Source organism: Bradyrhizobium acaciae (genome assembly GCF_020889785.1).
Classification (GTDB): domain Bacteria; phylum Pseudomonadota; class Alphaproteobacteria; order Rhizobiales; family Xanthobacteraceae; genus Bradyrhizobium; species Bradyrhizobium acaciae.
In genome coordinates, this window is sequence record NZ_JACMYK010000002.1 from 127,057 (window position 1) to 153,524 (window position 26,468).

A 26,468-nucleotide genomic window follows, 5' to 3' on the forward strand; every position below is an offset into this window, starting at 1 on the left:
TATTACCTCCCCCAGCGCAGCACGACCGGATCGAGTGTGCGCGCGATCTCGATCAGGCCTGCGCGCGTCGCCGGATGCAGCGGCTGCAACGGGTGGCGCACCGCGTCCGACTTGATGACGCCGCCCTCGCGCATCAGCACCTTGCAGGCCTGCAGCCCGCATTGCCGGTTCTCGTAATTGATCAGCGGCAGCCAGCGCGCATAGGCCTGCACGGCCTCGTCGCGGCGGCCGGCGAGGAACGGATCCATGATCTGGCGAATGCCGTCGGGATAGCCGCCGCCGGTCATCGCCCCGGTGGCGCCGGCATCGAGATCGGCCATCAGCGTGATCGCCTCCTCGCCGTCCCACGGCCCCTCGATCACGCTGCCGCCCTTCTCGATCAGGCCGCGCAGCTTGTTCGCCGCCATCGGGACCTCGATCTTGAAATACCTGACATTGGCGAGTTCTTTCGCCATCCGGGCCAGGAAATCGACCGACAGCGGCGTGCCGGCGACCGGCGCGTCCTGGATCATGATCGGGATACGAATCGCGTCGGAGACCACGCGATAGAACTCATGGATCGCCGGCTCGCCGACGCGGAAGGTCGCACCGTGATAGGGCGGCATGATCATCACCATCGCAGCGCCGGCGGCCTCCGCCTCGCGGCTGCGCGCGGCACACACCGCGGAGGAGAAATGCGTCGTGGTGACGATCACGGGGATGCGGCCCGCGACGTGCTCGAGCACGGCATGCATCACGGTCTCGCGCTCGGCATCGGTCAGCACGAACTGCTCGGAGAAATTGGCGAGGATGCAGATGCCGTGCGAGCCGGCATCGATCATGAAATCGATGCAGCGGCGCTGCCCGTCGAGATCGAGGTTGCCGTTGGCGTCGAAGATGGTCGGCGCGACCGGGAAGACACCGCGATAGGGACGCTTTGCGACTGTTGCCATATGACGACCTCCCAGGTTTCCTGTCAGCTGTTCTCGTTAAACGCTGCGGAACGGCAGCGGCGGGCCTCCGAGCTTACGCAGGCCCGGCTCGCGCCGCTCCAGCCACCAGCCATACTGCTTCGGCCAGGACGCGAACACTTCGCCGCTTCCGCCGCCAAGCGCAAGCTCGGCATGCAGCGGCCAGTTCGGATCGAACAACGCCTCGCGGCCGATCGCGACCAGATCGGCCTGGCCGCCCGCCAGAATATCTTCCGCCTGCTGCGGATGCAGGATCAGGCCGACCGCGATGGTGGCGACCTCGGCGGAGCGGCGGATTTCATCCGCATAAGGCACCTGGAAGCTGTAGCCGCGCGGGATCCGCGCCGCTGTCGCCGAGCCGAGCAGGCCGCCCGACGAGCAATCGATCAGATCGGCGCCGCGCGCCTTGGCTTCGCGCGCGAACGCGATCTGGTCCTCGAGCGTCAGGCCGCCGTCGACACCGTCGACCGAGGAGATCCGCACCGACAGCGGCCGCTCCGCGGGCCAGGCGGCGCGCACGGTCTCGATGATCTCGAGCGGATAGCGCATCCGCCCGGCGCGATCGCCGCCATAGGCGTCGCTCCTGCGGTTCGACAATGGCGAGAGGAATTCGTGCAGCAGATAGCCATGCGCGCAATGCACCTCGACGAACTCGAAGCCGGCCTCCACCGCGCGCAGCGTGGCGCGCCGCCATTGCTCGCGCAACGCTGCGAGCTCATCGACCTCGAGCGCGTGCGGCATCAACCAGCCTTCCTCCATCGGGATCGCGCTCGGCGCCACCGTCCGCCACGGCAGATCGCCGCGGGCTTGGTCGGCCTCGTCGAGTGCGGCATTGCCGTACCAGGGGCGCTGCATGCTGGCCTTGCGGCCGGCATGCGCGAGCTGGATCGCGGGCACGGCGCCATTGTCCTTCAGGAAGGCGGCGATGCGCTCGAGCGGCGCGATCTGCTCGTCGTTCCAGATGCCGACATCGCCATGGGTGATGCGGCCCTCGGCGGCCACCGCCGCGGCCTCGACCATCACGAGCCCGGCGCCGCCCTGGGCAAATTTACCGAGATGAACAAGGTGCCAATCATTGGCGAGGCCGTCGGTCGCCGAATACTGGCACATCGGTGAAATCAGGATGCGGTTTCGGGAGGTCACGCCGCGAAGCGTGATCGGCTGAAACAGAAGCGGCTGCGACATCGGGACCTGCGGGAACGTGTTGGCTGGAGAAATCGTGGCGGAAAGCTAGGCGGCGCGCCGGGGGATCGCAAGTCGCACCGCGACGCAGGCGGCAAGACCTGCGCGCATGTGGCACGCACGCAGCGGCGCAATCGGCGAAACCCGCAACATTTGCTGCAGAAAATCATCGCGGCTGGTAAACACTTTCCGTCACCGTGGGGTCGAGCCACGGTTCGCAATTCGCACCGGACATGCCTACATAGCCGTCATGAAGAAAATCGGATTCCTCTCGTTCGGGCACTGGACGCCCTCGCCGCAATCCCAGGCCCGCTCGGCCGCAGATGTGCTCCTGCAATCGATCGACCTCGCGGTCGCCGCTGAAGAGCTGGGCGCGGATGGCGCGTATTTCCGCGTCCATCATTTCGCACGCCAGCTCGCCTCGCCCTTCCCGCTGCTGGCGGCGGTCGGTGCCAAGACCAGCCGGATCGAAATCGGCACCGCCGTGATCGATATGCGCTACGAAAATCCGATGTACATGATCGAGGACGCCGGCGCCGCCGACCTGATCGCGAGGGGACGCCTGCAACTCGGCATCAGCCGCGGCTCGCCCGAGCAGGTGATCGATGGCTGGCGCTATTTCGGCTATCAGCCCGGCGAGGGCGAGACCGACGCCGACATGGGCCGCCGTCATGCCGAGATCTTCCTCGACATGCTGCGCGGACAAGGTTTTGCGCAGCCGAATCCACGGCCGATGTTTCCCAATCCGCCCGGGCTGCTGCGGCTCGAACCGCTCTCGGAAGGCCTGCGCGAGCGGATCTGGTGGGGCGCCGGCTCCAACGCCACCGCGGTCTGGGCAGCGAAGCTCGGGATGAACCTGCAGAGCTCGACGCTAAAGAGCGACGAGACCGGCGAAGCCTTCCATGTCCAGCAGGCCGCGCAGATCCGCGCATATCGTTCCGCCTGGAAGGAAGCGGGTCACACCCGCGAGCCGCGGGTCTCGGTGAGCCGCAGCATCTTCGCGCTGGTCGACGATCGCGACCGCGCCTATTTCGGCAACGGGCAGGAGGAAGACCAGATCGGCTTCATCGACGAGCGGACGCGCGCGATCTTCGGCCGCGGCTACGCCGCCGAGCCGGAGAAGCTGATCGAGCAGTTGAAGACGGACGAGGCGATCGCCGAGGCCGACACCCTGCTCCTGACCGTCCCCAATCAGCTCGGCGTCGCCTACAACGCACATGTGATCGAGACGATCCTGACCCAGATCGCACCAGCACTCGGCTGGCGCTGAACGCCAGCTCTCTGATCCGTGAGAGAATGACCGCGGCAGGCGGTTCGTCGCGCGGAGCAGGATCAAGATCAAGGACCCGCGCCGACCGTCCTTCTAGGGGTGTGGTTGGGGGGCGAACGGCCAGCGCGGGCTTGAACCGACCGTTCTCTACCGGAGGCTGGCCGGTTCTACAGGGCCAATGCCGGAACCCGCGAGATCGTTCCGGCGGAACTCCGTTCTCAAACGCGGAGAACTACGGAAACATAACTGCGCGTTGTGAGAAGAACAGGTTGAGTACAGTTCGTTAGGCACGCACGTTGCGTGAACAGATCGCCGTAATATCCCGGACTAATCGCGGGAAGCCGGTCCGAGGATGTGCCCGAGTCAGGAATCCTGGTCGCGATCGAGATCACGGCGAGCGAGATCATCGCGGAGACGATCGACGCGTTCATCGAGTCGCCGGTTCAGTTCCTCATCTTCTTGCGAATTGCTGCTCCGACGGGCGCGTACGACAAATACGCATCCGACCAGAACGATCGCAAGGAGTGCGAAGTACCACCATTCCATGCATTGATCTCAACTGGGCGCTCGCGATCGCGAGCCCAAAAGTTATCGTTCAAGCCTGTAACGGCGCGCGACCTTGGCGCGTAGTAGGGGTTGACCAGACAGGTCGCCGGCAGCCCGTTAGCGCCGGCCTGGCACGCATCCAGAGACGTGAAGACGCAGTCCATCCGCTCGCCGATCAACGCACCGTAAACGTGCATGCAGACCGGGTAGCGCGGATCGTAGGTCTGTGCAGATGCCGGCCTTGTCATCCAAAGCACGCTCAGCGCAAGCAACAGCGCTCCCAGCAACTTCACGTCAGGTCTCCTGCGATTGCCCGTAAAATACTGCGCCCAGAGACTGGAGCGGGCGAAGGGAATCGAACCCTCGTATGCAGCTTGGGAAGCTGCCGTTCTACCATTGAACTACGCCCGCAAAATCAATGACTTCCTTGCAACCGGAGACTTCAATTTGCTCGCTTTTTGCTCGGCACCCTTTATGTACGCTAAGGGGCGAGTCGGCGTCAACAGTACAACAGCACACGCCTTGCAGACGATACTAAGAACGAAGCTGTAAAGAGATCGAGTCCACCCTTATAGCAAAATCACGTCGACAGTCCCACCATGGGCCGTGCAAGCTAGAAACCGTATTTATCTTTGCGAAGCTTAAACGCATTTTCTCCGCCTTCCATGACCCGCTTAATGGCTTCGCAGATTTCCGGAATGTCGATCGCGCCAGTCGCGCTAATTTTACCTCCAGACTGCTCGCCTACGACCCGGTAGTCACACCAAGCAACCAGTTCGGCGTCTCCGTTGACGACAAGATTAGCGTTGTGGCTCGCAATTATGATTTGACGCTCTCTTTTTGCCCTCCAGATCTGCTCCACGACCTCCAGAACAACTGGATTATCTAAATCCTCTTCAGGTTGATCGATTATGAGGGGCGGCCCCGACTGGTTCAGCAGCGCTTTCAAAAGAGCCGTTGCTTGCTGACCCGCGGACGCATTGGCAAACGGAATATAATCCCCCTCTCTCACGCGGTACTCGAAAACGGGCTCATCTTCCAGGCGCGAAAGCGATAACTCCAGCCAAGCGTCAGCGTCTAACTTGCCGCCAATCTTTGCCAAATCGGACGCCCCGATTCCCGCAGCCACGAGCGCCGCGCACTTCGGAACGGTCTTTGCTCCGCCCTGAGGATCGTATGTCGCCAGTTGCTCAAGTTCGTTCAAGATTACCATCCAGTGCGCATTGGGATCCTTCGCGCTTTGAACAGCCCCTCCGATGGCATCAAATCTATCGCGTCTGACGCCAGACCCCGCGACAACGTCCCGCAATCGCTTCATCACTTGGTCGACGCCCGCACCGACTTTGACCGTAGCGCGAATTTCTCCGGACGATAACTTTGTCAGCTTCGCACACTCCGCCGTAATTCGCTTCGCGCGGGCCGCTTTAGCAGCAAGCCATTTCTTCCGAACTGCCTCATACCGCTCTTGGGGCTTCCCCAACCCAGCAATTTCCTTGCGCGTATTTGCCAACGTATTCCGCAGCGCCGCAATGCGCTGCTCCATTTGAGCGAGTTGGGCTAACGTCGACTGATGCGTAGATGCGCGCTGTTTCGCTTTTTCATACCTCTCATTGAACGCCTCCAGCGCGGTTTGCCAGGCCTCAACGGATTTCTTGAGCTTGCCTACGTATTCGTCATCTTCGTTCTTAAATTCGCGCTCTACCGCCAACAACCGGTCTGCCGCATCTTTTGCTTTCCTTACAAAATCAGCCGCCGCATCTTGAATCTCTGTGATCACTCTTGTTTCGGGGAGCGCTGATGGCGCCACCTCGGCGTCTGATGGCAGCGGCTCCAGCGACATTTTGAAATTTCTAATCTCGGTAGAAATGGCGTCAACATCGCTGAGCCACACTGCGACAGCCTCATTAGCCGTGTCGTAAAGCGGCTTTTGGTCGAGAGTTTTCGTGTCATCCTCAGATAAGCCGGTCAACGACGCTCGCATGTTGGCAGTCTGCTCGACCAGCGATGCGAGTAGCAGCTCATCGTTGGAAGCTTGTTGCTGAAGCTTTCGCAGCCGAGACACCGCGGCGTACTCCTGCCGGATTTCTGCAGAGGTCCGGTCAAACTGCTTCTCAAGATCGTCCAGATCTCCGCGAATTGGCGATTCTATAAACCTTGACAGCTCTTCGAGTCTGACACTCACGTTACTCAATTGCTTCTGGCTATATGCTTGGATCGGCAGCAACGTTCGGATATCGAGCTCCGTGCATGGGGCAAACGAACCCGTCCCAACTTTCAATAAGAGTTCATCAGTTTTGCTATTTCGGCGCACGACGTGCTCGATACCGTTGACGGTAAAACCGACTTGCACCGTAGCGTTCACGGCTTGCAGAGTTTTCTCAACCAGCACTCGCCTTCGGTGCTGATAGTTCGGCAATTCATCATCGGCTAACGGAGTCGGCACCTGGTCGCACAACCCCCATCGTAGATATTCCAAGATCGTTGACTTGCCGGTGCCCCGCCCACCGATCAGAGCGTTGTATTGTGGATTGAACTCGATCTGGATCGGTCCGAGGAACACGCTATTGGTGACATTTAGCGATGTAATGGCTACGGCTGGTATAGTCGGGCGTTCTTGCGCGATTCGCGATTCTTGAGCCAGGCAGGCTTGTCGCAACGCTTCGGCCGTTGGAGTGGCCCACTTAACCCAAGTGGTGTGTTTGCCTAGATCCGCATGATTTTCGCTTCGGTTATCAGACGTTTGAAAGAGCGCAATTCGCTTATTGCCGTAGCTACCCGCTTTTCCGTCCAAGATATTTCGATTGCCCTTGCCGAGCTGAGTGACCGCACCATCAAGATAGCCGCCCACACAGGGCATCGCGGCGTATTTCCCCGCAGCTCCAGTTCGCAACAGCGTGTCTGAACCGCCTTCGCTCACATTTGGAAGAATCGTGTATTTGTTTTTTAGATATGTAAACTTGTCCAGTTCCTCTTTTAGTTTCACCAGGGTGGTGATGTGGTCCAGCCGTTTCGTTTCGATAGTCTTCGACTCGGTGTCAGCGCTTGGCACAATTCCTAAGGCATTAAGGACCAATCCGAATTGATCTTCCGGCAAACTCGCATCAAGAATGAGCAGCGCTTGACAAGGAACTCCTAGTGTAAGTTCAATTCCGGGGAAGACGACGATCTGCTTTCCCGGAGCTACCGGCTTTCCGTGTTCGTCGCGCTCTGCACGTGCAGCATCGCGTATGAATTTCACAAAGCAAAGGTCGTGATGGTCAGTGATGGCGACAGCATCAAGCCCTTTTGCTCGACAGGCGGCTATTAGGGATGCGGCATATTGCTTGCGGTCTTCGGGCGTGATGCATTCTGAACCTTTCCAGTTGCGATCTCGCGGGGTATGTACCTGGAAATCACACTTATAAAAGTGAGCGCCGTTATCCACCTCAAATTCCTTTTCCATATGCTGAAATGCGCAATGATTACAGTATAGTCTAGTTACGGAACGCCTTGCAAAGCACGTCTGGCGCGGCCAGAGGTTGTTAACGCACGCAACGTGGCGCCGGCCTTACGTCGATTTGTTCGGAGTGGCCGCTGCAGAACTTGCGGCGGGCATTTTGGCAGTCGGACGTCTGCGCATGTTGAGAGGTTTCACGTTCGTGACTCCTTGCTCGAAGACGATGCACTCCGCGTAGTCGTCGAGCCTGATGAAGCAGCCGACCTGTGCGGCCCAGGTCTTGAGGGCCTTCGCGCAGGTATCATCCCATGACAGCACTTCAATGGCCCAACCCTTGTTGTAGAGGCGCTGCAAGTCTGCGTGAAAGCCGACGCCGTCGGCATAGCCACGGCCGTCCCCAGTAAGAAGAACAGCGACCTGGGGCTGCGTCTCATCGATCGCAGCGCGCAACATCTGAACTTGTAAGGCTTGATCTACGGCCTGCTCTTTGCCGCTGGCGGCGCCTCTCTCGAACAACTCGGGCTTGATGCCAGTCTTTTTAGCCAGCTGTAACCAAACAGCCCAAACCTCCGGAGGGACAGAACCAACACAGTGTCCGCGCGCCAGCTGGCGGCCGCCGATGGCGAGCTTCAGCAGGTTCTCGAAGTCGATACGGGCGCCAGTTGTGCGACGTCCGAGTTTTTGTAGTACCGCTTGTGCACCAATGTAGATATTTGAATTGTCCCAAAACACGTGAACTTTTGCCATCAGTTTCTTCCGTAATAATGTTCCGACTCAGAAAAGTGGCGGCGAGTTTCGAACCTCGCCGCCCAAAGTACCCTTCAAAAAGTGTCTGCGATTTATGCAGCGCGAGGACGTGAAGCGATCCAAGTCTCCACTTCGTCCGCGTACCATGCCACCCTGCAGGTGCCGAGGTTAATCCGGATAGGAAATTTCCCGGCCTTCTCAAGACGAGCAATGTGCGCGGGCGAGTACGGAATGCCGTAGATCGATTTCAGCTCCTTCTTCGTTACCAGCCTTCTCAACATGTTCATCGAACACTCCATGAAGAGCGTCGACGCCCATGGTTTGAGGAACCAGCTAGCGGGCGACCAAAACATACGTGCAGATAGCTGAATGTGCAACCAGAACATAGATGCGCATGGCTGCGTGCTCGGCGGATCTCCAAGCCGCACTCTAGGAAGTTGGGATGTTCGACGTCTGGCGAAGAGCTGCAGAGCTCGGAGTCTGCATGTCTTGTGGCAAGTCAATTAATTCGACGATCACGGGGGCGCGCAGTCAGATAAATCCGCCCGCCGCACGATGTCCAGATTACCGTCAGAAGCAGCCGAGAGAGGCGCGTTGCCCCAACACGTTCGTTGTCGAAAGCTCTCTCCAGAATGGCCGGGCATCGACAAGTATCAAAACTCAATGCTTCACCGCGACTGTCGGTTTGCTGCGACAGTCGCGGGGACAAAACAAATCCTATAAGAAACGCAGCGCCGTCAGCAGTCGCTCCTTCAGCAAATCCCTAAAACGCAAATAGTTGCCATAATTGTCAGGGTCCCGACCGTGCTCGCCCCCTGAACAGCTCAAAGCGAGACTGTTGATTAATGTATCCCACTGCGTCAGAGCAGAAATGATCTGTTGTTTGGTATCCGGTATCCGGCCTTCTCCCAAAGCCGCCCTCGCAGCGCTGAACGCTTGTATCGCTGAGTTACCGGGTGCCTGCCTCGCTTGCCAATTCTCCGGGGGCACTCCGTGATCACCGCCCGAGCAACCTTGGCTCATAGATGCCATTTGCTTTTGGAGTTCGGGGATTGCTTGGTCCAAGATCTCTTTTACAACGTCAACGGCACTCATTAGAAATCCTCCTTAGTTGCAATAATGAATTTCTTAGTGGTCGCGGTCATTCGCGTCGGCGAAAGCAATGTTCGCGAATGGAATCAAAAAGAGAAATCCACAAAGACTCGATATCGCGAGGCGCCCTAGATTATAACGAGCGTCGTCGTTTGGAGCGCGCTGCATAAATCCATCGCTCCATGTTTTGATTTGTTCGCAAACAACTCCACGGATCGAATTATCGACGGTCTCTCCGAGGATCGGCGGACTATAACGGATGTGCGATCTGCAGTCTACAACCTATTCGTGCCGCCAGATTGACACCGCCTTGCCGCCATGGATCTTGGCTACGTAGAACACTGCGTCTGCAGCAACCGAAAAGATTTCATGCTGTGATCGAAGATTATTGCGTTCTCATCTCGTGAGGCGCGAAGGCATTTTGCTCGAATAGCAATGGCCGTCTGAACAAGCTGCGGCAAAGCACGTCGCTATACTGTATAGCGAAGCGCGAAACGCAACTTCTCCATGTATTTCAACATCTTCCGCAAACGAGCCGTCGAGCATCACGCCGCGACTCCTAGTATCTTTGTTTGATCTCTCTTCTCGCGCGCGCCGCGTCCCGCGGACGCGCGCTCGATGAACTGCCGGCTCTTCCTGCCGCTAGCAATGTGGCTAAAGCAATGGACGTTCTACAAGCGCGACTAGGTGGGCTGCTACGAACTAGGACCCCTGCGCTAGAGATCTTGGACCGGGGAAGGTAACCGTGGGCCGCCCGCCCGTTTTTTCCTCGGCATGATGGTCGGGAGTAGACTTATGACCTCTCGACGCCGAGCCGTCTGACGCGAGCTGCTTTTAGTTACCGACGCGGGCCATATGTGCTGTTGCAACTATTCTTGCAATTGTCATTCTGCTTTTCGCACGTCTGGGGAAGCGCGCTGTTGACACACACATTGTATGCAGCGCCACAACTATTGAGACAATTAGTCCATGCCTGCTCTGTCGCGGTGCCTGCAACGCGCAGCTTCGCCGCGCCCATATCGTCCGCCACAGCAGGCAGCGAAGCAGCAAGAGAAAACGCCCATGCCAATGTTATTGTTCTCATTGCGATCCTCCATTTTTAGAGCGATGCCTACATCCACTACCGTGCGTGCCCGAGAAAGCGGACATCCCGGATTTGTCAGTACGCGCCTAAAAAGCGTCAGCAACTCTCGGCGCTGGCAAATCAAACCTTTCTACAAAAACTGGTTTACAGTTTGATGGCGCCTTTGTTTGTTCATTCCGTACGAAGATCTCGCGGAAAACCATCGTCGCCGCAATCGTTGGAGCGCTTTAGGCAACAAACTTGAAAGTTTTCAATGCGACTTGAACGAGCACACCAATTGCGCCACACTTGAACTTTTCAATCTTTGAGGGACGAATGTTTTTGATATTGCGGCGCGACCAGCGCAGAAGCTTAACCGGGAAGGTCATCTTTAGGCTCGATGTCCACGCCGAGATCGAGCCGGCTGAAATGAAATGCATCGAACACTACCGGTTAAAGAGCACGGTCCTCTACACCAAACATATCGTGGTGGAGCGTGGTCGCGGGCTGCTTGGCCTCATCTCGCGGCTCCTCTTTCGCGCCCTCAACATCTCGATCTCGGTCGGCGACCTGGTACATGGCAAACGAGTGGAGTGCCGCAGCATAATCGAAATGCTAGCCGTGGAGGACCAAGTTCGGGAAGCCGCGAAAACCTTCAAGCTCGTCCTCAACGCAGCCACCCACTTCGGCGGAGAAGAGGCCATTGAACTCTGAGAACATTTTCCATTGGGTGTTCTCTAACGTTTTGCAATGGAGCAACTTGCGCGCCTTTTTCGTCGGTTCAATGGCGAATCGCGACCGCAAAGAAGTTGCGCAATTGTACGCCCGCGTAGAGCGCCAATACGCGCGCTCAACATTCTCCAGCAAAGACGCTGCGCTCGATTTCGTTGATCGCGTTGTCGAAGGTGCCTTCCAGCGCGCGGACCGAGCGCCTCCAAGCGCGGTACGGACAGCGTTTTGCGAAGCGGTCTGGGAACTTCTGTTCACCGACCCCGTGATCTTTGGCATGCCCGAGCCCCCGGACTTCACCCATCTCTCCTTCGATGCTCTACGGCATTGGCGACGCCTTCTCACGGTCAAAGATCGTGTCCTGAACGATCCTGCTTTCTACACGGACCTTTGGCACGAGAAGACAACAAGCTTACTGGAAGCTCTCATAGACCAGTTTCCGCGCTTTATCTTTGATCCCTCACTTGCAAGCGGCGAGCCGGGCTTTACGGTCTCTCTGATAGACGTTTTTCCGCGTCCAGCTGAGACAATCGAACAAACTATGGCTACCGCCTACGACGACGATGCGGTGCGTGCCGAGCTCTTCTACGAAGTACGGAAGTCCTTTGAGGATAATCTCAGACGAGTTAGCAACATCAATCCCCAGGAAGCCAACCCACACAAGCCTGTAAAGACACCCACCACGATTACCGCCCAGACACCACGCGAACTGGTCGCCACCTTTCTCTCAGGCACGCCCTTCCCTCGACTTTTTCTCGCTGACGTTCCCTTCCCTATTCCAGAACAGATCCGCTTCGCACACCAATGGATCCTTGCGCCTCAAGGCGCGGGCAAGACACAGGCCATCCAATTTCAATTCTTGTGTGACCTTCCGAAAGTCGCCCGGAATGAGGGCAGTATTATCGTCATGGACAGCCAGGGCGATTTGATCCGCAACATCGCGGGGCTGAAATGCTTTGCGCCCGGCGAAGTGCTTGAAGGTAAGCTCATCGTGATCGAACCCGATCCCGACTACCCATTGGCGTTGAACATCTTCGATATGGGGAAAGAGCGGCTTGACGCGTATTCCAATCGCGATCGCGAACGGCTCATCAACAGCACCCTGGAACTTCTGACGTACGTCATCGGCGGACTCTCGGAAACCGAGATGACGCCGAAGCAGCAAACGCTCTTTCGATATGTCTTACGCGCCTGCATGCAGATTCCGGACGCAACTATCCACACGTTCGCCGAGGTCCTATCGGGCGACCCTAAACATCAGCCATACATCGACCAACTGGACGGACCGACGAAGCTCTTCTTCGCCACGCAATTCAACGACGTCCAATTCAAACAGACCAAGCAGGAAGTCGCCTGGCGGCTCATGTATCTATTGGAGAACCCGACCTTCGAGCGCATGTTTTCCAACCCGAGATCAAAGCTCGACCTCTTCACCGAACTTCAATCCTCCAAGGTCATCCTGATCAACACCGATAAGGATCTCCTCAAAGAGAAGCGGACTGAAATGTTCGGCCGCTTCTTCATCGCGATGCTTCTGCAAAGCGCCCAGGAACGCGCATCGCTCGCCCGAGAAGAACGCAAGGCGACGTTCTGCTACATCGACGAGTGCCACGATTACATCGCGAAGGATGCGAATATCACCACTTTGCTCGATCAGGCCCGCAAAATGAATATCGGGCTTGTTCTCGCGAACCAGCGATGTGCCCAAATATCCCCCAACGTGCTCGACGCACTGTGTAACGTGGCCATTAAGCAGGCCCGCGCCCTCAGCGACAGCGATGCGCATACGCTTGCCCGCAATATGCAGACTACGCCAGAGTTTCTGACTCGTCAGCCGGAGCGCGCGTTTGCGACCAGCATCAGAGGCGTCACCGGCCATGCGCTCTCGCTGACAGTGCCCTTCTTCCAGTTGGAGGAGCGGCCCCGTATGAGCGCGCCGGATCAGCAGGCGCTCCAAAACGAGATGCGCCTGAGATACTGTGTCTCGGCCGAGCCTTTGCAACTTCCGCCAACTCCAGAGGTAGCTCCCGCCTTGGAGCCCGAGGAGATAGATACGCGCCCATCAACCGACTGGGGTTAGTCGCGCTTTAATTTTCCGCAAAAGTTTATTCGGCACATTACGTATCGCCGGGGCGCACAGCCGCTCATAGCGGCACATCGCGACCGTTTCCAAACTCGCTGTTTTCGGCTTTGACTTCGCACATGACATCGGACCTCCACAAAGCGTGCCGCCGCTCGCGCCTCCACCGCAAATCTACTGGCCAGGCGATCGCACTGACGCCGCGCGATTTGGAAGTATTCAAGATCCTCAACCGGTATCGCTATCTCCGCTCAAACTTCATCCACGCTTTCGTCGGCGGCAACAAGATCGCGCTCATAAAACGCCTCGGCGTCCTTTATCACGAAGGCTATCTCGATAGACCCGCACAGCAGTGGCAAGCGATCAATGCGCGGTACATGCCCGCAGTATATGAACTCGGAACCAAAGCGACGCAGACGTTGCGCGCGAATGGGATCTCGGTCAGCTCGGTTCCGAGCAGGCTCTATCAACACTCGATCATGGTCTGCGACATCCTGGCGTCCATGGAGCTTGCCGTAAGGGCCGCTCCTTCGCTGCGTCTCGTCCCGTGGGAAGAAATCGCTGGGAAGTTGCCTGAAAGCACACGGAACCGAGACAATCCGCTCGAACTGCCCTGCTCTATCTCTTTCACGTTCTCGCGCAGCGCCACCATCCATCACTCAACGAAGGCAGTCGTACCCGATGCCGTCTTCGGCATCGAATACATCCCCTCACGATCCTACCGGTTCTTTGCACTAGAGGCGGATCGAAACAACGAGCCGGTGTTTCGCAACGATCTGTCGCAGACGTCCTATCTTCGTAAAGTCCTCCAATATCGGGAGATCGCGAAGGGCGCCTACAAGACGCACTGGGGCTTGCCCAATTTGTTGGTGCTTACAGTCACGACCAGCAGCGCGCACATGGATAACATCCTAACGCTGGTTCGCGATCTCTGCGGCGAGAAGGGCGCGAGCTACCTGCTCTTCAAGACTATGCCATCCCTGGCGTCCCTCGAAAGGGCGCCCTCACCCGACACATACTTGCTAACCGCGCCGTGGCAGCGCGCGGGCCATGAACCATTCGAGATCCACAAGCCATAAAGGAGATTTGAAATGAACTACGATATCGCGAAGGCTAAGGAACTGATCGAACAGCGTGAAGAAATTGATCGGCAACTTGTCGCCATTTTCTGCGGTGGCTTGACCAAACAACGAGTTGCGCAGAAATGCTCCAAATGCGGCAAGGAGGGGCATTCGGCCAGAACATGCACTGAAAAGGAAACCGACCTGCCGGCCGCGTCGCTGTAACGAGAAATCACGCAAGAACTGAGCCAGCCCGGCGCTTTCGGGAGCCTTTCGTATCCCGTTATCTTTCAACCGAAGGCTCCTACATCTTACCGTCAATGCATTGACAACTTCTGCAACACAATTTATAGTTGCAACGCGCGACTCACCAGCGCGTTCCATGCTGCAAGAACCGGTCTATTGATCTTTCAATGACGTTCTCGCTCGTCGTGAACAGGCATCGCTGCAAAGCGTTACAGCGATGCCTGTTCACGAAAGGCGCAACCATGGGAAAGAAACGGCAACAAGCAAATGCTGCGGTCAATTTTCACTGCCAGCTCAATCGTCTGGAAGAAATCGCAATCCAAATCTGGTTCCGTACTCAACCTGTTCACGAAGCAAGATGTGTACTCCGAACAGACCTTGCGGTGCAGCTTGAAGGTTTAGAGGGGGCTGCCGGAATTCTAAGAAGCGCAGCGGAAGATCTTCAGCAGAAAATCTCTCGTCTGAAATCAAAGTAGTTCTTACCCCGGCGTCGCCGGGGTTTTTCTTGCGCCCGAGCGCTTTAGATCTGGGAAATCGGCATACGCGCGAATGAATGACAGCCAACTGCCAGGATCTGCTCGGGAAGCTTTCACCAGTTCCATCACTCCTTGTGGCCAGCAATCCTCACCTTCAAAGTCCGAACACCAGTCTCGCAATGTCGACTCGACAAGACCGCCAATTAACGTGCCCTTAATACCGGCAAATGCCGAATGCAGCGCGAAGGATGGATTCCGTTCTTGGAGCCTGTAAAGCTCGGCCCAGAACGCAGCGTATATCGATTGAATGGCGCTGATCGAACCGAAGCTAATACCACACAAGGGAAGCAACTTCTGTCCCCGCCCGCGGAATAGGTTCAGAATTGTCCGCAACAACTTTAATCTGCGCTCTCCCCAGACCTCATCGTTGGTCAAAAACTGCGAACGATCGATAACTCCAAGAAGCTCATCCATTTGCTTCGGACTACGCTTGTTCTTAAGCAGCAATGTCAGATAATCACAAGAGGAGTGGGTCGGCCTCATATTGCCGCGGAGCTCCTCCATCCTCTCCGCGATGGCAATCAAAGTCCTCCAGTCGACGATAGCAGCTTGGCCGTCTATCGAAAATTCGTGGGTGTAGCTAATCTCGATAGCCAGAGCTGCCGCGTTTCGAATAACTGCATAGTCCTTCTCGTCGAACGCGTTCGCGAGCGCCGCTGTAATATGTTCTTTTGCTCGAAGAATATCATCTTCGGACCGACCCCTACCACTTTGAAGTAACGCGTCCGCCTCCACGAGGCTAATGCGTCTGGAAACCTCGCCTCCTTCCGGAATGTCCGCAGCGCACGTCGCCCTTATTGAACGTGCGGCTGCCAGAATCCAATCTCCAATTTTTGGATGTTCTTCGTCTACCAGTCGCCGCCCTAGTTCACCGCCAGATTTGCTATCCCAGCGAGTCGCTGAAAGCATTTGCAGGAGGATCGCATACGCCGTCCATCCGGCGGACGTCGAATTACCTTGATAGACTGTAAGCGCTACCGCCCCATAGAGCTGCCACTTCGGAAATCGAAATTCACCCCAACTCTGCCTGGCGGCCCCGAAGCACCACCGAAATAGGCTCGCAGTCAAAGCCGGATGTCTAAACTCCAACCGGAAGTTATTAAGCTGGGACGCATGTGAACCTGAGAAGTCATTTCGCAGCTCGCCATCAAGAACTGACGGCAGCTCCTTCAGATGATGCCGACAAGCTACAATTGTGTCCTCATTCAAAGGCGGGTCCAGATAATTTAACAACGCGATGTACGTTCGCAGATCAGACGGGGGTTGATGTGTGGGCGTGTGATCTCGTAGAAACTGAACAAAGACCACCAGAGACAAGGCTCGCTGACCGTTTTGATCGAGCTCGCTAAGTAGTCTGCCAAACCTCTGATCCAGTAAGACGCCGCGCGTTGCTTGATATTGTGCAGGCCAAAGGCCGGACAGTCCGCCACGAATGGTCAACCCACTCTTGAACAATTTCTCTAGATCACCTTTCGCGAGGTTCGGGGGCGCTACTCTATTGCTGATGATCACGTCGACGAATTGTTGCGCTTCACTCGGACGCACTGGCGGCACGGCAATGTGCTTCTTTTCGCCAACTACACCTGAAAGTAAGTCCGCAACCTTCTTTCGGTAACGAGTTTGGGTGCCCAGCAGAAGGCAACCAAACGGCTCATCCGAAAATCGGTTTCGCAGCCACGATGGGATGGCAGCCAACCGGCCGGCGTCGTCGAAGACGATCAAAGCTCCTTCTCGAGGAAGCTCGTTACCCACCGCCTCGAGTGCTTCCGGTGTCGCGACGCGAAATACGCACCGTTTGAGCTTTAGCGCCTCGAAAGCAGATTGCAGCAATACCGTGCTGGTGCCTTCTCCGATAGGCCCATGAACAATTACAATATCGAACTGGGTCGAGGACTCCACTATTTCTGAAACGACCGGACGTCGCACGGCCGAATGGATCGCAGCAGCCGGAGTGGGTGCATGCCCCCTCAAAAACTCGGAAGCCCGCTCGGTGAAATCGACGCCCGCCTCGAAATCTGAGAGATACAGCCGCCTCACTCCTGGCGGCTGCGCAGTCCAATGATGAAACGGAGTAGCGTCGATTGACGATACCACGCCAGGAGCGTCGTACCTACTAAGCTCTATGGTTTTCAATTCATTCAGATAGTCCGTTAAACGTGGCACTATGATGTTTGACAGCCTCTCCCACGTTAGCTGCTGTGCGGAATGTACAGCTTCAAAACTTTCCCAACTACCTTTTTGGCGCGCGCAAACTCGTCTGGCCTTTTTTTGCCATTCTGGGTGATATCCATCGTGCGCGAGCACCGCTAGTAGTTTTCTCGTTGAGGTGAGCTGAGGTTTTAGAGGATCTCTTTTTTTTCGATTCTTGTGCGCCGCCTTTCTCCAAGAACTCAATTCCGGCTGTGGAAATCCGATGCAATCATGGAAGAGCTCTTTCATTCGCTCGTGCCCCTTCAGTATCTCGGCATCCCCGTAGGCAAGGTAGGCCCAACCGAAAAAGTCGGCCACCAGATCAATCAAAGGCTTGGGAGGAGGTGGTATTGCTTCGTCCATGATACTCAGCCTGTCAGATGCCAGCCTTCCATGACCAAGTCTGACGCCCAAAATGTTCGCCAGCTGGCTAACTCAAATCGGGGGTGGAGGATAATTCGTACAAACGGTCTTATTCCGCTCGTGGTCTTGCACCACAAGCATCAACCTCAGGAGACTATCATGGAAAATTCTGCAGTCGAACGCTTGGCGAAAGAACTTCTGAAAGACCGCGAAGATGCCCGTAGGTCAGAGGCAGCTCGAGAAAAGGAGTCTTATCGAGAAATGTGGGAGCGGATCAAGGGCGACAAGTCGTACCTTGGTGACGATCTCTAGTATAAGGGCGCTTGGAAGAAGCGGCCCCGACGTTGCTCGGGGCCTGCTGCTCTTCAGTCCTTGACTGGACGCAGTATCCGCCGCGTTCGGCGAAGAAACACACCGTTAGGGTCGGCTCGTTGCATAGATCGGAATGGTCGGGTTGACCCAATGCGGACCGATCGTCCATTCGTCGAGCAGATAAGTGGTCGCGGAAAGCCCCGGATCTTCCGACGTGAGCATTAGACTTAACTCTTTGCCGAAGATCGCAAGCGCTTCGCAACGATCTTGCGCCGGGGTCGATAGCATCCTGTTGTTCTCGATTTGAAGGCTGAAATACATAATGTTTTGCACTCAAGTTAACCGAAGTCATCTAATGCGGGGATCGCGGCAAACATGCGTCTGCGCGAGGTACTGAACAAGCGTTATGATTGGTCTGAAGCCAGGGTAGCGATGGCGACCAGCTAGCTTTGTCGCAAGCCAAATCGCGCGCGCTTACCCTTCAAGCGGACGAGACCGAGCAACCGGTAGGCCTTGGATAGCTTTCCGAAATGATGAGCCACAGTCGCCGACCATGGCAACTCGGGATCGTCATTAATCAATCGAGCGGAAATTGCGCCCTCTCGATCCACGAGGCGCTTGAGTCCCAGCAAAAGATCATCCGTGCGGTAGCCAAGGTTGGGACGCTGGCTGGGATGGCGGCGCTGGCGCCCGATTGTTTTGCCTTCACGCGCGCGCTGGCAGGCAGCCAGCATCATTTGCGAATGCGTTTCGAGCGGCAGCTTGGCCAAAGCCTTCGCCTGGGTAAGCGAACCAAACCGCTTCACGAAATAATAGGCGCCGGGCGTATCCTTGTCCCAGTCGAGAAGATTCTGCGTGACGTATCCATGCTTGTCGTGAAGGCAGCGCAAGGCCTGCAGAAGCTCCGCATTGCTCCAGTGGACGCCATGAATATAGTCGTCGCCGCCGCCATCTTTCCTGCGTTTCCATCCGTCGCGCTGTATTTCGCTGTGGTTCGGAGCGGGCAAGCCCGCCTTGCGCAGCGCATTCGCGAGAGAGCCGAACCGAAGACGGATATGCCTCGGACAAGGTAGGTCCGGGCAAAGCTCGATCAGCCTGTTCGAGATCCGGCCCCTCGTGGCTTGAAGCTGCTGTAGTCCTGTAATGACTGCAATCTCCGTCCAATATCTGCCGTTGTTCCCGAAAAACATCCTGGTCGTGGGATCGTAACCGACCGCGGCATAGGCCGCGCTAAGGGAGCCGAAATGGCGGTCGACGGTGTCCGCGGAAGGTGCGCCCTTGGTGCTGTTTAGCAGTCTTTGGGAGAGATGGCCTTTCGTTTCAAGCAGCCGCGTGAGTGACGCGATGATTGCCTCTTTGTTCCATGGCCGGTTGCCAACGGCCAACCGCTCCTGCGCCTTGCGGAACTGTCCCGGCGGCACGATCGGCTCGAATGCTCGAAAGCGCGTCCATGTCGATTCCGGATTCTTTACGGTGCGCCCCTGTAACAGTTTGCTCGTGACGTTGTAAGTCATCTGGCCCACACAGAGTTCGCTGGCGAGGATCCTGTGAATGGTCGTCTCCGAAAGCGCCTTGCCCTCATGGCCCTTTACACCAGCCTTTGCCAGGCGCCGGGCTATCTCATAAATCGACAACTTGTCCCGCACGTAGAGCCTGAATATGCGCCGGATCACCTCAAGTTCTTCGGCTGGTCCAGGAACAACTACCACTTTGTCGTTGCTGAGCGCTTTGTACTCGCCTCTCTTCAGGAACTGTCGCGGGTTTCGCTTCGCATCCACAAGCAGCCGCCTGAAACCGTAGAGAAGACCACCGCCCTGGCGGAAACCAAGTAGCGCTTGCTGTCGATGCGCCCGCGACAGTTTTGCGGAAAGCTCGCGACTGTACTCGCTCGCCATAACCCGCTTCAGGTGCTTGACGATGGTTGTGATGGGAGCAACGTCGTCCCCGAATGGCTCGCCGCAGTAGACGACGCGCACGCCAGCCTGTCGGCACAGGAACTCATAGTGACCGGCTTGGTCGGGATTCTGAAACCGCCCCCAGCGGCTGACGTCAAGAACCAGGATGACATCGAAAGCGCGTGGTGTCGCAAGCGCATCGCTGAGCAACTGTTTCAGCGCGTCTCTGCCTGTTAGGGATAGACCACTTTTCCCGGCGTCAATATAGGATGCGACCACGGCATAGCCATGCTGCCCCGCATACTCAGCAATCGCGTTCTGCTGGTTTTCGGTCGAATAGATTTGATTTTCCGACGACATGCGAAGGTATTGTGCCGCGCGCGTCTGACCGTTGTGGGGATGTATGCTCATGATGCGTAACGACGGAGCATGGAGCTCGCCCGTTGGCGTGACTGTTGCTTACCGAGAGCAGAACTCGATCTCAACCGTGTTGCCGTCAAGGATGTTCGAGTGCAGACAAGGTAGCGCGGTGTTTCATCGCATAAACCCGGTCATTCTCGCTCGGTCCGACGACTTGTCCCCTTAGGAAGCACGTGCCTGCGGAAGGGCGGTAGAAAGCTCTGGGTGAGGCACGCGCTAATAGCTTGGCAGCTTTGAGGCGGCTGGGTCGCGCGTATCTGCATTGCAAACCCGGCCGCCTATCTACCTCGTGCATTCTTACGGTTTGCGCAGCGCTTGATTTAAGATCATTGCCAACCGCACGCCCGCTTTGCTTAGCTGGATTGCGACGTCATTTGTTGCGGTCGTCACATAGTCGTCTGGCAAACGAAAGCTTCCGCGTGCATTGGGGGTTGGAAGCTGACCGTACACGTCATCCTTGGACAAAGCGAATGCTTCCTTGGCCCAGTCGTCCGCGTTTCCCGCCTGCCACTGCGTTTGCTGTTCGTTCGTGATGTGCCCAATGAGATCGGAGGCAATCGTTCGAGGGTCTGGGCCCAACTGGTCTACGAACTCGGTGTCCCAGAAATGGTGAAGGTTGCCGGCGCTTAATCCAGCCGCCGATACCCGCTTGGCATTGCCGCCTCGATCGTGATCGTCGGAACTGTGCAATGGCTGGTGCACATCGCCGACGAAGTGAAGCAAGAATTTGAGCGCGGCGACCTGCTCCTCGCTATCTGTCGCGGGATTGGCGAGCTCGGCCGCAAACTCCTGAATCTTGTCGACCACACAATCGGCCGGCGGCCCGTCAGAAGCGGGCGAGCCATTTGGCACGGCCGGATGATTGAAGCAGGCTTCGTCGAAATTCGGAGCAGCAATCTCAATATCAACAAAATGCCACTGCCGGGTTCGTTCGCGAGCATTGTTTACGTTCGCGTCCCGATACTTGTCTGCCCACGTAGCTGCCGACGCTATATCATGAGCGGTCAGAGGATCAGTATCTGCGGCCAGGAGAGCATTCACCCGTTTGCGCACATCCGCATCTAGAAAAGACTGCGCCACCAGAGCCACCACTTCATGGCCTTCATCGCCCCAAGCGAGGGCGCTCCTTATATTTGAGCAGCTGAGAACTACTCCACAGGCGAGGATAGCCAAGCTCGATACGACTCGGATCAAAATTACCTCCTCAAATTAGCAACGGAACAGCGAAGTCTGCAAATACCCAGAGCCCTGGCGTCCTCACAGATAGTGCTCAACGTGGCTCGACTCTCGCAGAGATTGCGTGAATGTCAATCCGCAGCCTATCGACTGAACCTTTCAGCACGTCGATCTTTCTTGCGAACGATGCTTGGCTGATCGTCCAGCGACGATGGCGGTTGGTAAAGCTTGCGGTAAACACGCGTGCGCGACTGTGCGCCCCAAAAGAAGGTCAGGAGAGTACAAAATGCTATGAATGCAACATGACGCTCCGCGCGAAACGGACAGAGCTATTGCTTTCATAACCCCACCTCAGAGTGATTTTCTTTCATGGGAGGCAATGTACGAAATGTACGATTTGCAGGTCACGCATCCTGTCTGAACCTTGATTCCGGCTAGCAGATCCCAAACTTTAGGTCCTCGGGAAGCGCCGCGTTGAGCCTTATTCTGCAAGGACCTACCATGCACAAGAGCGACATAACTTGCCCTAGTTGCGGGTCCGGCTTTCGGCGCATCCAGCTCACGTCAGAGCCCGGGACCAAGGGCGAATATCGCTGCCCGGTTTGCGATACCGCGCTCGAGCAATTCAGCGGAGACAAGTTCATTGCATACCGGCTGACGGTCCAGCCGGAGTTGTCACGGGTTATGAAGTAGAAAGACCGCCGGTCGTGGTATCGACGAGAACGAAATTCGAGGCGCCGGCAAGATGGAGCGAATGTCTCACCAAGGGGAAGACGTTCGGATTGGACCGTCTTGACTTACTCGACGCCCTTAGAGATCAATCAGTGAAACCTTCACGCGCGACTTGAAGACTGTCATCATGCGGGAATTTCTTTCTGAAAATATCTTCGACTACTTCAATAACGGACAAATGTCCGTCACCAAGAGTGAGTTGATTCAGACTCCGACAACCCGCATCAGCCTACGTCGGAATGACGATCTCGATCTTATCTTCGAGTTCACGTCGCGGATGCCGATCATCGATCGACCGGAGCAATATCCAGCCGGAACAGTGCGGTCTGCCGATGAGACGATCGAATTTCGTCATTCCGCTGGGCCGATTGCTTCAGCGCGAGGCGTGATCGATCGCGGCATTCGTTCATGCCGGGCTGCTGATGGGCAAACCGAAACGGTTCAAACATATTCCGCCCACTCGATTGAATTGGACCTTCAGAGGCCGGTCCAACCCGCTTATGTCGTTGAGTGGATTTTGAACATTCCCGATGGTTACATCTGGCCCGAGCCCGTTCGTTTTAAATCCATCGAGACCTCTACGAAATCCGTTGGCGCGGGTGAAGCCGAAATACAGATGAACGCGTCTTCAGAAACCGGCGGAGGTGGCCTGGCGCTGCATCTGAGAATTTCCGGAGTCGATCTTTACGTGATGCCATCAATTGACAAGAGCGAGAGGGATAAAAAGCCGGGACAAATCGTTTATCGGGGCTGCCCCAGTCAAGAATTCCGCGACAAGGTGCGAACGTGCGTATCTTTTGTTTTGGGAAAGCCGATCGTTTACCTGGGGCACACGGAGTATTGTCACGACTGGCAGCCGACCTCTATGAGGTCAGTTGATGCACTTTCGTTTGGCGGCGCAGCGTTCAAATTGCCCGATCTGCCTCCCTACCCGATCAGTGACCCGCGATATGAGAACGTCTTGGATCCCAAGCGCGTTGCCGACATGGTCGAGATACTGCTCAAGAATTTTGATGCCATTAAATTCAACGAGGTGTCTTGGACTTATTGGCATGCAGTGCTCGCCCCCATTCACGCCGCTGCCGGTCAGTTTGGAAGCCTGATTGAACAATTGCAGAATAACTACAACAAAGCTACCGGCGCGACTCGGGGGAAATTGCTGCCTGAGGAGACTTGGAACGCACTGAACTCCACGATCCAATGCTGGCTCAAGACGACGCAACTTGAACTTGATGTCAGGACGATTCTGGAGGGCAAGGTTTCCTCGCTGAATCAGGCTCCACAAAATCTGATCCTCGAGCGATTGCTCGACACGCTGGGTCTTGCAATCGGCGAAGTCGAGACGAAGTCGTGGAAGCACCGCAATATGTCAGCACACGGCGGAATTTCCGATAGCCCGATCGACGCAATCCTTAACAGCAAAATACTCAAGATCCTCTTTCACCGAATGCTCGCCGGCATAACAAAGTGCAGCGACCGCTATATTGATTATTACAACTTACGGCTCCCCATACGGAGGCTTCCAGAATCAGTTCCCAGACGCTGACGGTCCGGGTGTATTCTCCGGTTATTGCGGTTGGCTGCCGTGGTGCGGCCTACGCGTCTTTCGAGACCTTGCTCGGGCTTAAGCTTGCCGTCATATTCACCACGTCAAATACGCGCCGGGCCTGAGCCATATAGTTGCGATGCTCCCGCAAACAATCGTAGCGAAGCGCGTCCGGCGCGCATGCACCTTGAAAATAAAGCCGCCGGGTTGAGATCCGCGACGGCGCGGGCTCGACACGCTGACCGGATGCAATGTCGCCGCACTCGGTGAAAAAGCGCACTATGCGGACCGATCGTCCATTCGTCGAGTAGATAGGTGAGTGTCACGGAAAAATTTGCACCCAATTCAACAAAGCCATCTAATCCGGGGATCGCGGCAAACATGGGTCTGCTCGTTTATGCTTGAGCATTCCGGAAGAACTCGGTCAGACTCGTATCCCGGGCGAGAGGAGCGTAGCGTGGGGAGGGCTTGGACGAGTCAGGCTAGTGGGCAGTCTGCGATCCTGTCGCGCCTCGGCCGCGTGTGCACGCACGGCGCAGAGCAAAACTCCAACGTCTTCTATTCGATCCCAACGTTGCCCTGAATGCCCCGGGAAGACGCAGGTCGATCAAGGCCGCACAGCACTACACGACCGTCTCTATGCGCGCTAAAGCAATCCTGGCCAAGATTATAATCGCTGAAAACTATCGATGGGCGTCGCATGGGGCCGCCCGGGAGGGGTTTTATGTTGAACTTGATCGATACGACGATAGAGAAGATCTTTGCACAAGAGAAGCTGGAGGCTCGGCTTCAAACGGCATGGCGGAAGCAGGAAAAACGCGTCGTGGTCTGGCGTCCCGACAGCCGGCGCATCACAGTGCACCACAACGGTAGATACTGGTATGGATCGGTACCGCTCAGCGCAAAAGAAGTTTCGATCCCCCGCCATTGGTACCCGTTTGGAGAATATCGAGAAAGCGGCGATCTTGATGCCGCCGTCGAGCTCAACATTCCATGGTCTAACGACAAGCGCGTGTCCGGCTTCTTTGCAAGAGACGCTGAGACGGGCGCCGTCTACCTTATGCACGACGGCGGAGTAGGTGGCGGCCGAAAGGGCGTTGGCCGCATTCCGTTTCTAGCGTGGTCAAATCCAGAACTAGTTCCGGTTGCCGGCGGAGATGGTACCCGACCGGCGGTGGTTGTCGCGCCGGTTGATGGGAGCAGCACAGTCGCTGACGTTGCACGCTTCGTACAATTGGCCATCGACTTCAAGGAAGCCGCCGCGAGAGGAGAAACGACGACGCCGCAGGCGCTCACCGCACAGCGTCGATTCGGACAGTATTTCGACGAGTTCTCGGGCAAGAAGCGGAGGCGTCGTCTCGAAGAGGTCGAATACATCTCCCGGCATGGCGATATCGTTCGCGCCGTGCATGACTGGCGAGAGCGCACGCTTCGAAGCAACGAAGCGATCTTCAAGGATGGCTATGTTGATCTCGGAGTGCAGGCCGGCGGCGTCTTGCGTGAAATCTATGAAGTCAAGTCAAGCTGTGAGCGACAAGCGCTCTACACCGCGATCGGTCAAGTCGTGGTTCACGACGATACCAGGAATGGTGCTTGCAAGCGCTTCCTTGTTCTGCCCGATGGCGAAGCCATCCCTGCCGACGTGGCGCGCGCTCTCGCCCGCGCGGACATATCCCTCATCCGGTTCACGCTTCATGGGGAGAAGGTCCGCCTGTCTCAGCCAAAGCTTTAATCAGGACCAAGCTTCATCGCTTGTCAGACTATCCACCCGTAGCGGCACGCCGAATATCGCAGCTCGCTTAGACGCATTGTGCGGCAGTGGTTTCCGCCCCTGCCTGCCCGGCTACAACCGGGGCTGCGCCTCTATGGAGGCCCGAGCGGCGGCAAAGACGTAGGCTGCCATGGAGCAAGCTTGGACACTCTCGCGAGTGTAGTTGCATACCATGTGCAAAGTTTTGCCCGGCTTTAGCGGGGCTAAGCGTCTTCGAGCTCCTGCTCGGGCTTAAGCTTGCCGTCAATGTTCACCACGTCAAACACACGACGGGCCTGAGCCACACGAATAGCCTGCCCCTGTTCGAGACGGTAGATAGAGGCGATGCTCGGCTTCCCGCCGAGCTTTGCAGCAATATCTGCAACCTCAAGCCCCAAGTCTTCTCGAATCTGGCGCAACCGTTTGAAGGTTGCCTTTCGGACAACGCGCATGGGCGTTGAGTAAGAGATTCCCTTTTAACGCACAACCTATTGAAATCCTTACGCTTCGTTGATCCTTGTTGGTTTTCATTGACAATCAATGATAATCCATGCGAATTTCGACGGCATTCTTTGGGAAGCTTTTTATGCGAACCATATTGCCCCTTTGCCTCCTGCTTGCCGCCTGCCAAACCGACCAGCCCACCGTACAGAATCCCGCCGCGCTCCAGGCCGCGCGTGAAGGCCGTTGCGCCAATGTCGGCCTCAGGCGGGGCTCGCCGGAGTTTCTAAATTGTGTTGCGGGGTATGAGGCTGCTGATCAGCACGCAGCCATCATCCAAAAGCAACAGGCAGACTCGCAGACCATTCAAGGAGGCATGGCCGGCGCGGGCGCAGCCCTCACAGCTCTCAGTCTCTTTGCCGCCTTCTCAGATGAACGTCTCAAGCGCGACATCGTCCCCTATGGCGTCGAGAACGGGTTTCAGACCTACCGCTTCCGGTATCTCTGGAGCGATGACGAATACGTTGGCGTCTTGGCCCAGGAAGTCAGGCGCACACGACCCGATGCCGTGATCCACGATCGTACCGGCTATCTCAAAGTCAACTACCACGCGATTGGCGTCTCATTCAGGCGGCTGCAATAGCGGAGCTGACATCGAGTACCACACTCGCCTCAGTCACCCTGCGTATCAACCCCGGAAGAGGA

General features: G+C 56.7%; 22 protein-coding genes and 1 tRNA gene. 10 read left to right on the plus strand and 13 right to left on the minus strand.

Annotated elements, in window-relative coordinates; genetic code table 11:
• Window positions 1-2: 2 nt before the first annotated feature.
• Window positions 3-932 (minus strand): dihydrodipicolinate synthase family protein, encoded by a 930-nt coding sequence (locus H8A92_RS01755; protein ID WP_229194154.1) that lies wholly within the window; start codon window positions 930-932, stop codon window positions 3-5.
• 36 nt (window positions 933-968) lie between these two features.
• Entirely contained in the window at window positions 969-2,135 is a 1,167-nt protein-coding gene (locus H8A92_RS01760; protein ID WP_229194155.1) for an NADH:flavin oxidoreductase/NADH oxidase, read from the minus strand.
• A 247-nt stretch (window positions 2,136-2,382) separates the two neighbouring features.
• Here H8A92_RS01760 and H8A92_RS01765 point away from each other — a divergent pair, with 247 nt between their 5' ends.
• Entirely contained in the window at window positions 2,383-3,402 is a 1,020-nt protein-coding gene (locus tag H8A92_RS01765) for an LLM class flavin-dependent oxidoreductase (RefSeq protein WP_229194156.1), read from the plus strand.
• A gap of 443 nt (window positions 3,403-3,845) precedes the next feature.
• On the opposite strand, the gene H8A92_RS40925 is transcribed toward H8A92_RS01765, so the two are convergent.
• The 6 genes from H8A92_RS40925 to H8A92_RS01795 all read right to left on the minus strand — a co-directional run bounded on the left by H8A92_RS40925 (window position 3,846) and on the right by H8A92_RS01795 (window position 9,226).
• Window positions 3,846-4,241 carry a DUF3551 domain-containing protein gene (locus H8A92_RS40925; RefSeq protein WP_338026489.1) on the minus strand — a complete coding sequence of 132 codons (396 nt, stop codon included), beginning with the start codon at window positions 4,239-4,241 and terminating at the stop codon, window positions 3,846-3,848.
• A gap of 44 nt (window positions 4,242-4,285) precedes the next feature.
• A tRNA-Gly gene (locus H8A92_RS01775) sits at window positions 4,286-4,359 on the minus strand.
• 202 nt (window positions 4,360-4,561) lie between these two features.
• A complete protein-coding gene (locus H8A92_RS01780; protein ID WP_229194157.1) occupies window positions 4,562-7,390 on the minus strand; it encodes a TrlF family AAA-like ATPase in 2,829 nt (942 codons plus the stop codon).
• Window positions 7,391-7,495: 105 nt separating this feature from the next.
• Window positions 7,496-8,131, minus strand: a complete 636-nt coding sequence (locus H8A92_RS01785) for an NYN domain-containing protein (RefSeq protein ID WP_229194158.1) — start codon at window positions 8,129-8,131, stop codon at window positions 7,496-7,498.
• Window positions 8,132-8,223: 92 nt separating this feature from the next.
• The gene (locus tag H8A92_RS40930) at window positions 8,224-8,517 is read right to left on the minus strand and encodes a helix-turn-helix transcriptional regulator (RefSeq protein WP_338026490.1); all 294 of its coding nucleotides are present in this window, start codon (window positions 8,515-8,517) and stop codon (window positions 8,224-8,226) included.
• Window positions 8,518-8,848: 331 nt separating this feature from the next.
• The gene (locus tag H8A92_RS01795; protein WP_229194159.1) at window positions 8,849-9,226 is read right to left on the minus strand and encodes a hypothetical protein; all 378 of its coding nucleotides are present in this window, start codon (window positions 9,224-9,226) and stop codon (window positions 8,849-8,851) included.
• Between the two features lie 1,396 nt (window positions 9,227-10,622).
• Here H8A92_RS01795 and H8A92_RS01800 point away from each other — a divergent pair.
• The 5 genes from H8A92_RS01800 to H8A92_RS01820 all read left to right on the plus strand — a co-directional run bounded on the left by H8A92_RS01800 (window position 10,623) and on the right by H8A92_RS01820 (window position 14,878).
• On the plus strand, window positions 10,623-11,000 hold the full coding sequence (locus tag H8A92_RS01800; RefSeq protein WP_229194160.1) for a hypothetical protein: 378 nt from the start codon (window positions 10,623-10,625) through the stop codon (window positions 10,998-11,000).
• Window positions 10,990-13,095: an ATP-binding protein gene (locus H8A92_RS01805; protein WP_229194161.1), complete on the plus strand. Its 2,106-nt coding sequence runs from the start codon at window positions 10,990-10,992 to the stop codon at window positions 13,093-13,095. The genes H8A92_RS01800 and H8A92_RS01805 overlap by 11 nt, the downstream gene beginning before the upstream one ends.
• Before the next feature lie 122 nt (window positions 13,096-13,217).
• Window positions 13,218-14,174 carry a replication-relaxation family protein gene (locus H8A92_RS01810; protein WP_229194162.1) on the plus strand — a complete coding sequence of 319 codons (957 nt, stop codon included), beginning with the start codon at window positions 13,218-13,220 and terminating at the stop codon, window positions 14,172-14,174.
• Window positions 14,175-14,186: 12 nt separating this feature from the next.
• A complete protein-coding gene (locus H8A92_RS01815) occupies window positions 14,187-14,381 on the plus strand; it encodes a hypothetical protein (protein WP_229194163.1) in 195 nt (64 codons plus the stop codon).
• A gap of 188 nt (window positions 14,382-14,569) precedes the next feature.
• Window positions 14,570-14,878 (plus strand): hypothetical protein, encoded by a 309-nt coding sequence (locus H8A92_RS01820; RefSeq protein WP_229194164.1) that lies wholly within the window; start codon window positions 14,570-14,572, stop codon window positions 14,876-14,878.
• Between the two features lie 3 nt (window positions 14,879-14,881).
• Here the strand turns inward: H8A92_RS01820 and H8A92_RS01825 are convergent, their stop codons facing one another.
• Window positions 14,882-17,491 (minus strand): P-loop NTPase, encoded by a 2,610-nt coding sequence (locus tag H8A92_RS01825; protein ID WP_229194165.1) that lies wholly within the window; start codon window positions 17,489-17,491, stop codon window positions 14,882-14,884.
• A 159-nt stretch (window positions 17,492-17,650) separates the two neighbouring features.
• Between H8A92_RS01825 and H8A92_RS01830 the strand changes: the two genes are divergently transcribed.
• Window positions 17,651-17,803 (plus strand): hypothetical protein, encoded by a 153-nt coding sequence (locus H8A92_RS01830; RefSeq protein ID WP_229194166.1) that lies wholly within the window; start codon window positions 17,651-17,653, stop codon window positions 17,801-17,803.
• A gap of 105 nt (window positions 17,804-17,908) precedes the next feature.
• Here the strand turns inward: H8A92_RS01830 and H8A92_RS01835 are convergent, their stop codons facing one another.
• The 3 genes from H8A92_RS01835 to H8A92_RS01845 all read right to left on the minus strand — a co-directional run bounded on the left by H8A92_RS01835 (window position 17,909) and on the right by H8A92_RS01845 (window position 21,312).
• Window positions 17,909-18,124 carry a hypothetical protein gene (locus tag H8A92_RS01835; RefSeq protein WP_229194167.1) on the minus strand — a complete coding sequence of 72 codons (216 nt, stop codon included), beginning with the start codon at window positions 18,122-18,124 and terminating at the stop codon, window positions 17,909-17,911.
• Window positions 18,125-18,246: 122 nt separating this feature from the next.
• A complete protein-coding gene (locus H8A92_RS01840; RefSeq protein WP_229194168.1) occupies window positions 18,247-20,109 on the minus strand; it encodes a recombinase family protein in 1,863 nt (620 codons plus the stop codon).
• A gap of 306 nt (window positions 20,110-20,415) precedes the next feature.
• Window positions 20,416-21,312, minus strand: coding sequence for a S1/P1 nuclease (locus H8A92_RS01845; protein WP_338026491.1), 897 nt, complete (start codon window positions 21,310-21,312; stop codon window positions 20,416-20,418).
• 826 nt (window positions 21,313-22,138) lie between these two features.
• On the opposite strand from H8A92_RS01845, the gene H8A92_RS01850 reads away from it, so the two are divergent.
• The gene (locus H8A92_RS01850; RefSeq protein ID WP_229194170.1) at window positions 22,139-23,572 is read left to right on the plus strand and encodes a hypothetical protein; all 1,434 of its coding nucleotides are present in this window, start codon (window positions 22,139-22,141) and stop codon (window positions 23,570-23,572) included.
• A gap of 724 nt (window positions 23,573-24,296) precedes the next feature.
• On the plus strand, window positions 24,297-25,304 hold the full coding sequence (locus H8A92_RS01855; RefSeq protein WP_229194171.1) for a hypothetical protein: 1,008 nt from the start codon (window positions 24,297-24,299) through the stop codon (window positions 25,302-25,304).
• Between the two features lie 242 nt (window positions 25,305-25,546).
• Here H8A92_RS01855 and H8A92_RS01860 read toward each other — a convergent pair whose 3' ends face one another.
• Complete coding sequence (locus tag H8A92_RS01860) at window positions 25,547-25,774, minus strand: RodZ family helix-turn-helix domain-containing protein (protein WP_229194172.1); 228 nt, start codon at window positions 25,772-25,774, stop codon at window positions 25,547-25,549.
• Between the two features lie 98 nt (window positions 25,775-25,872).
• Between H8A92_RS01860 and H8A92_RS01865 the strand changes: the two genes are divergently transcribed.
• Window positions 25,873-26,406: a tail fiber domain-containing protein gene (locus tag H8A92_RS01865; RefSeq protein ID WP_229194173.1), complete on the plus strand. Its 534-nt coding sequence runs from the start codon at window positions 25,873-25,875 to the stop codon at window positions 26,404-26,406.
• Window positions 26,407-26,468 lie beyond the last annotated feature (62 nt).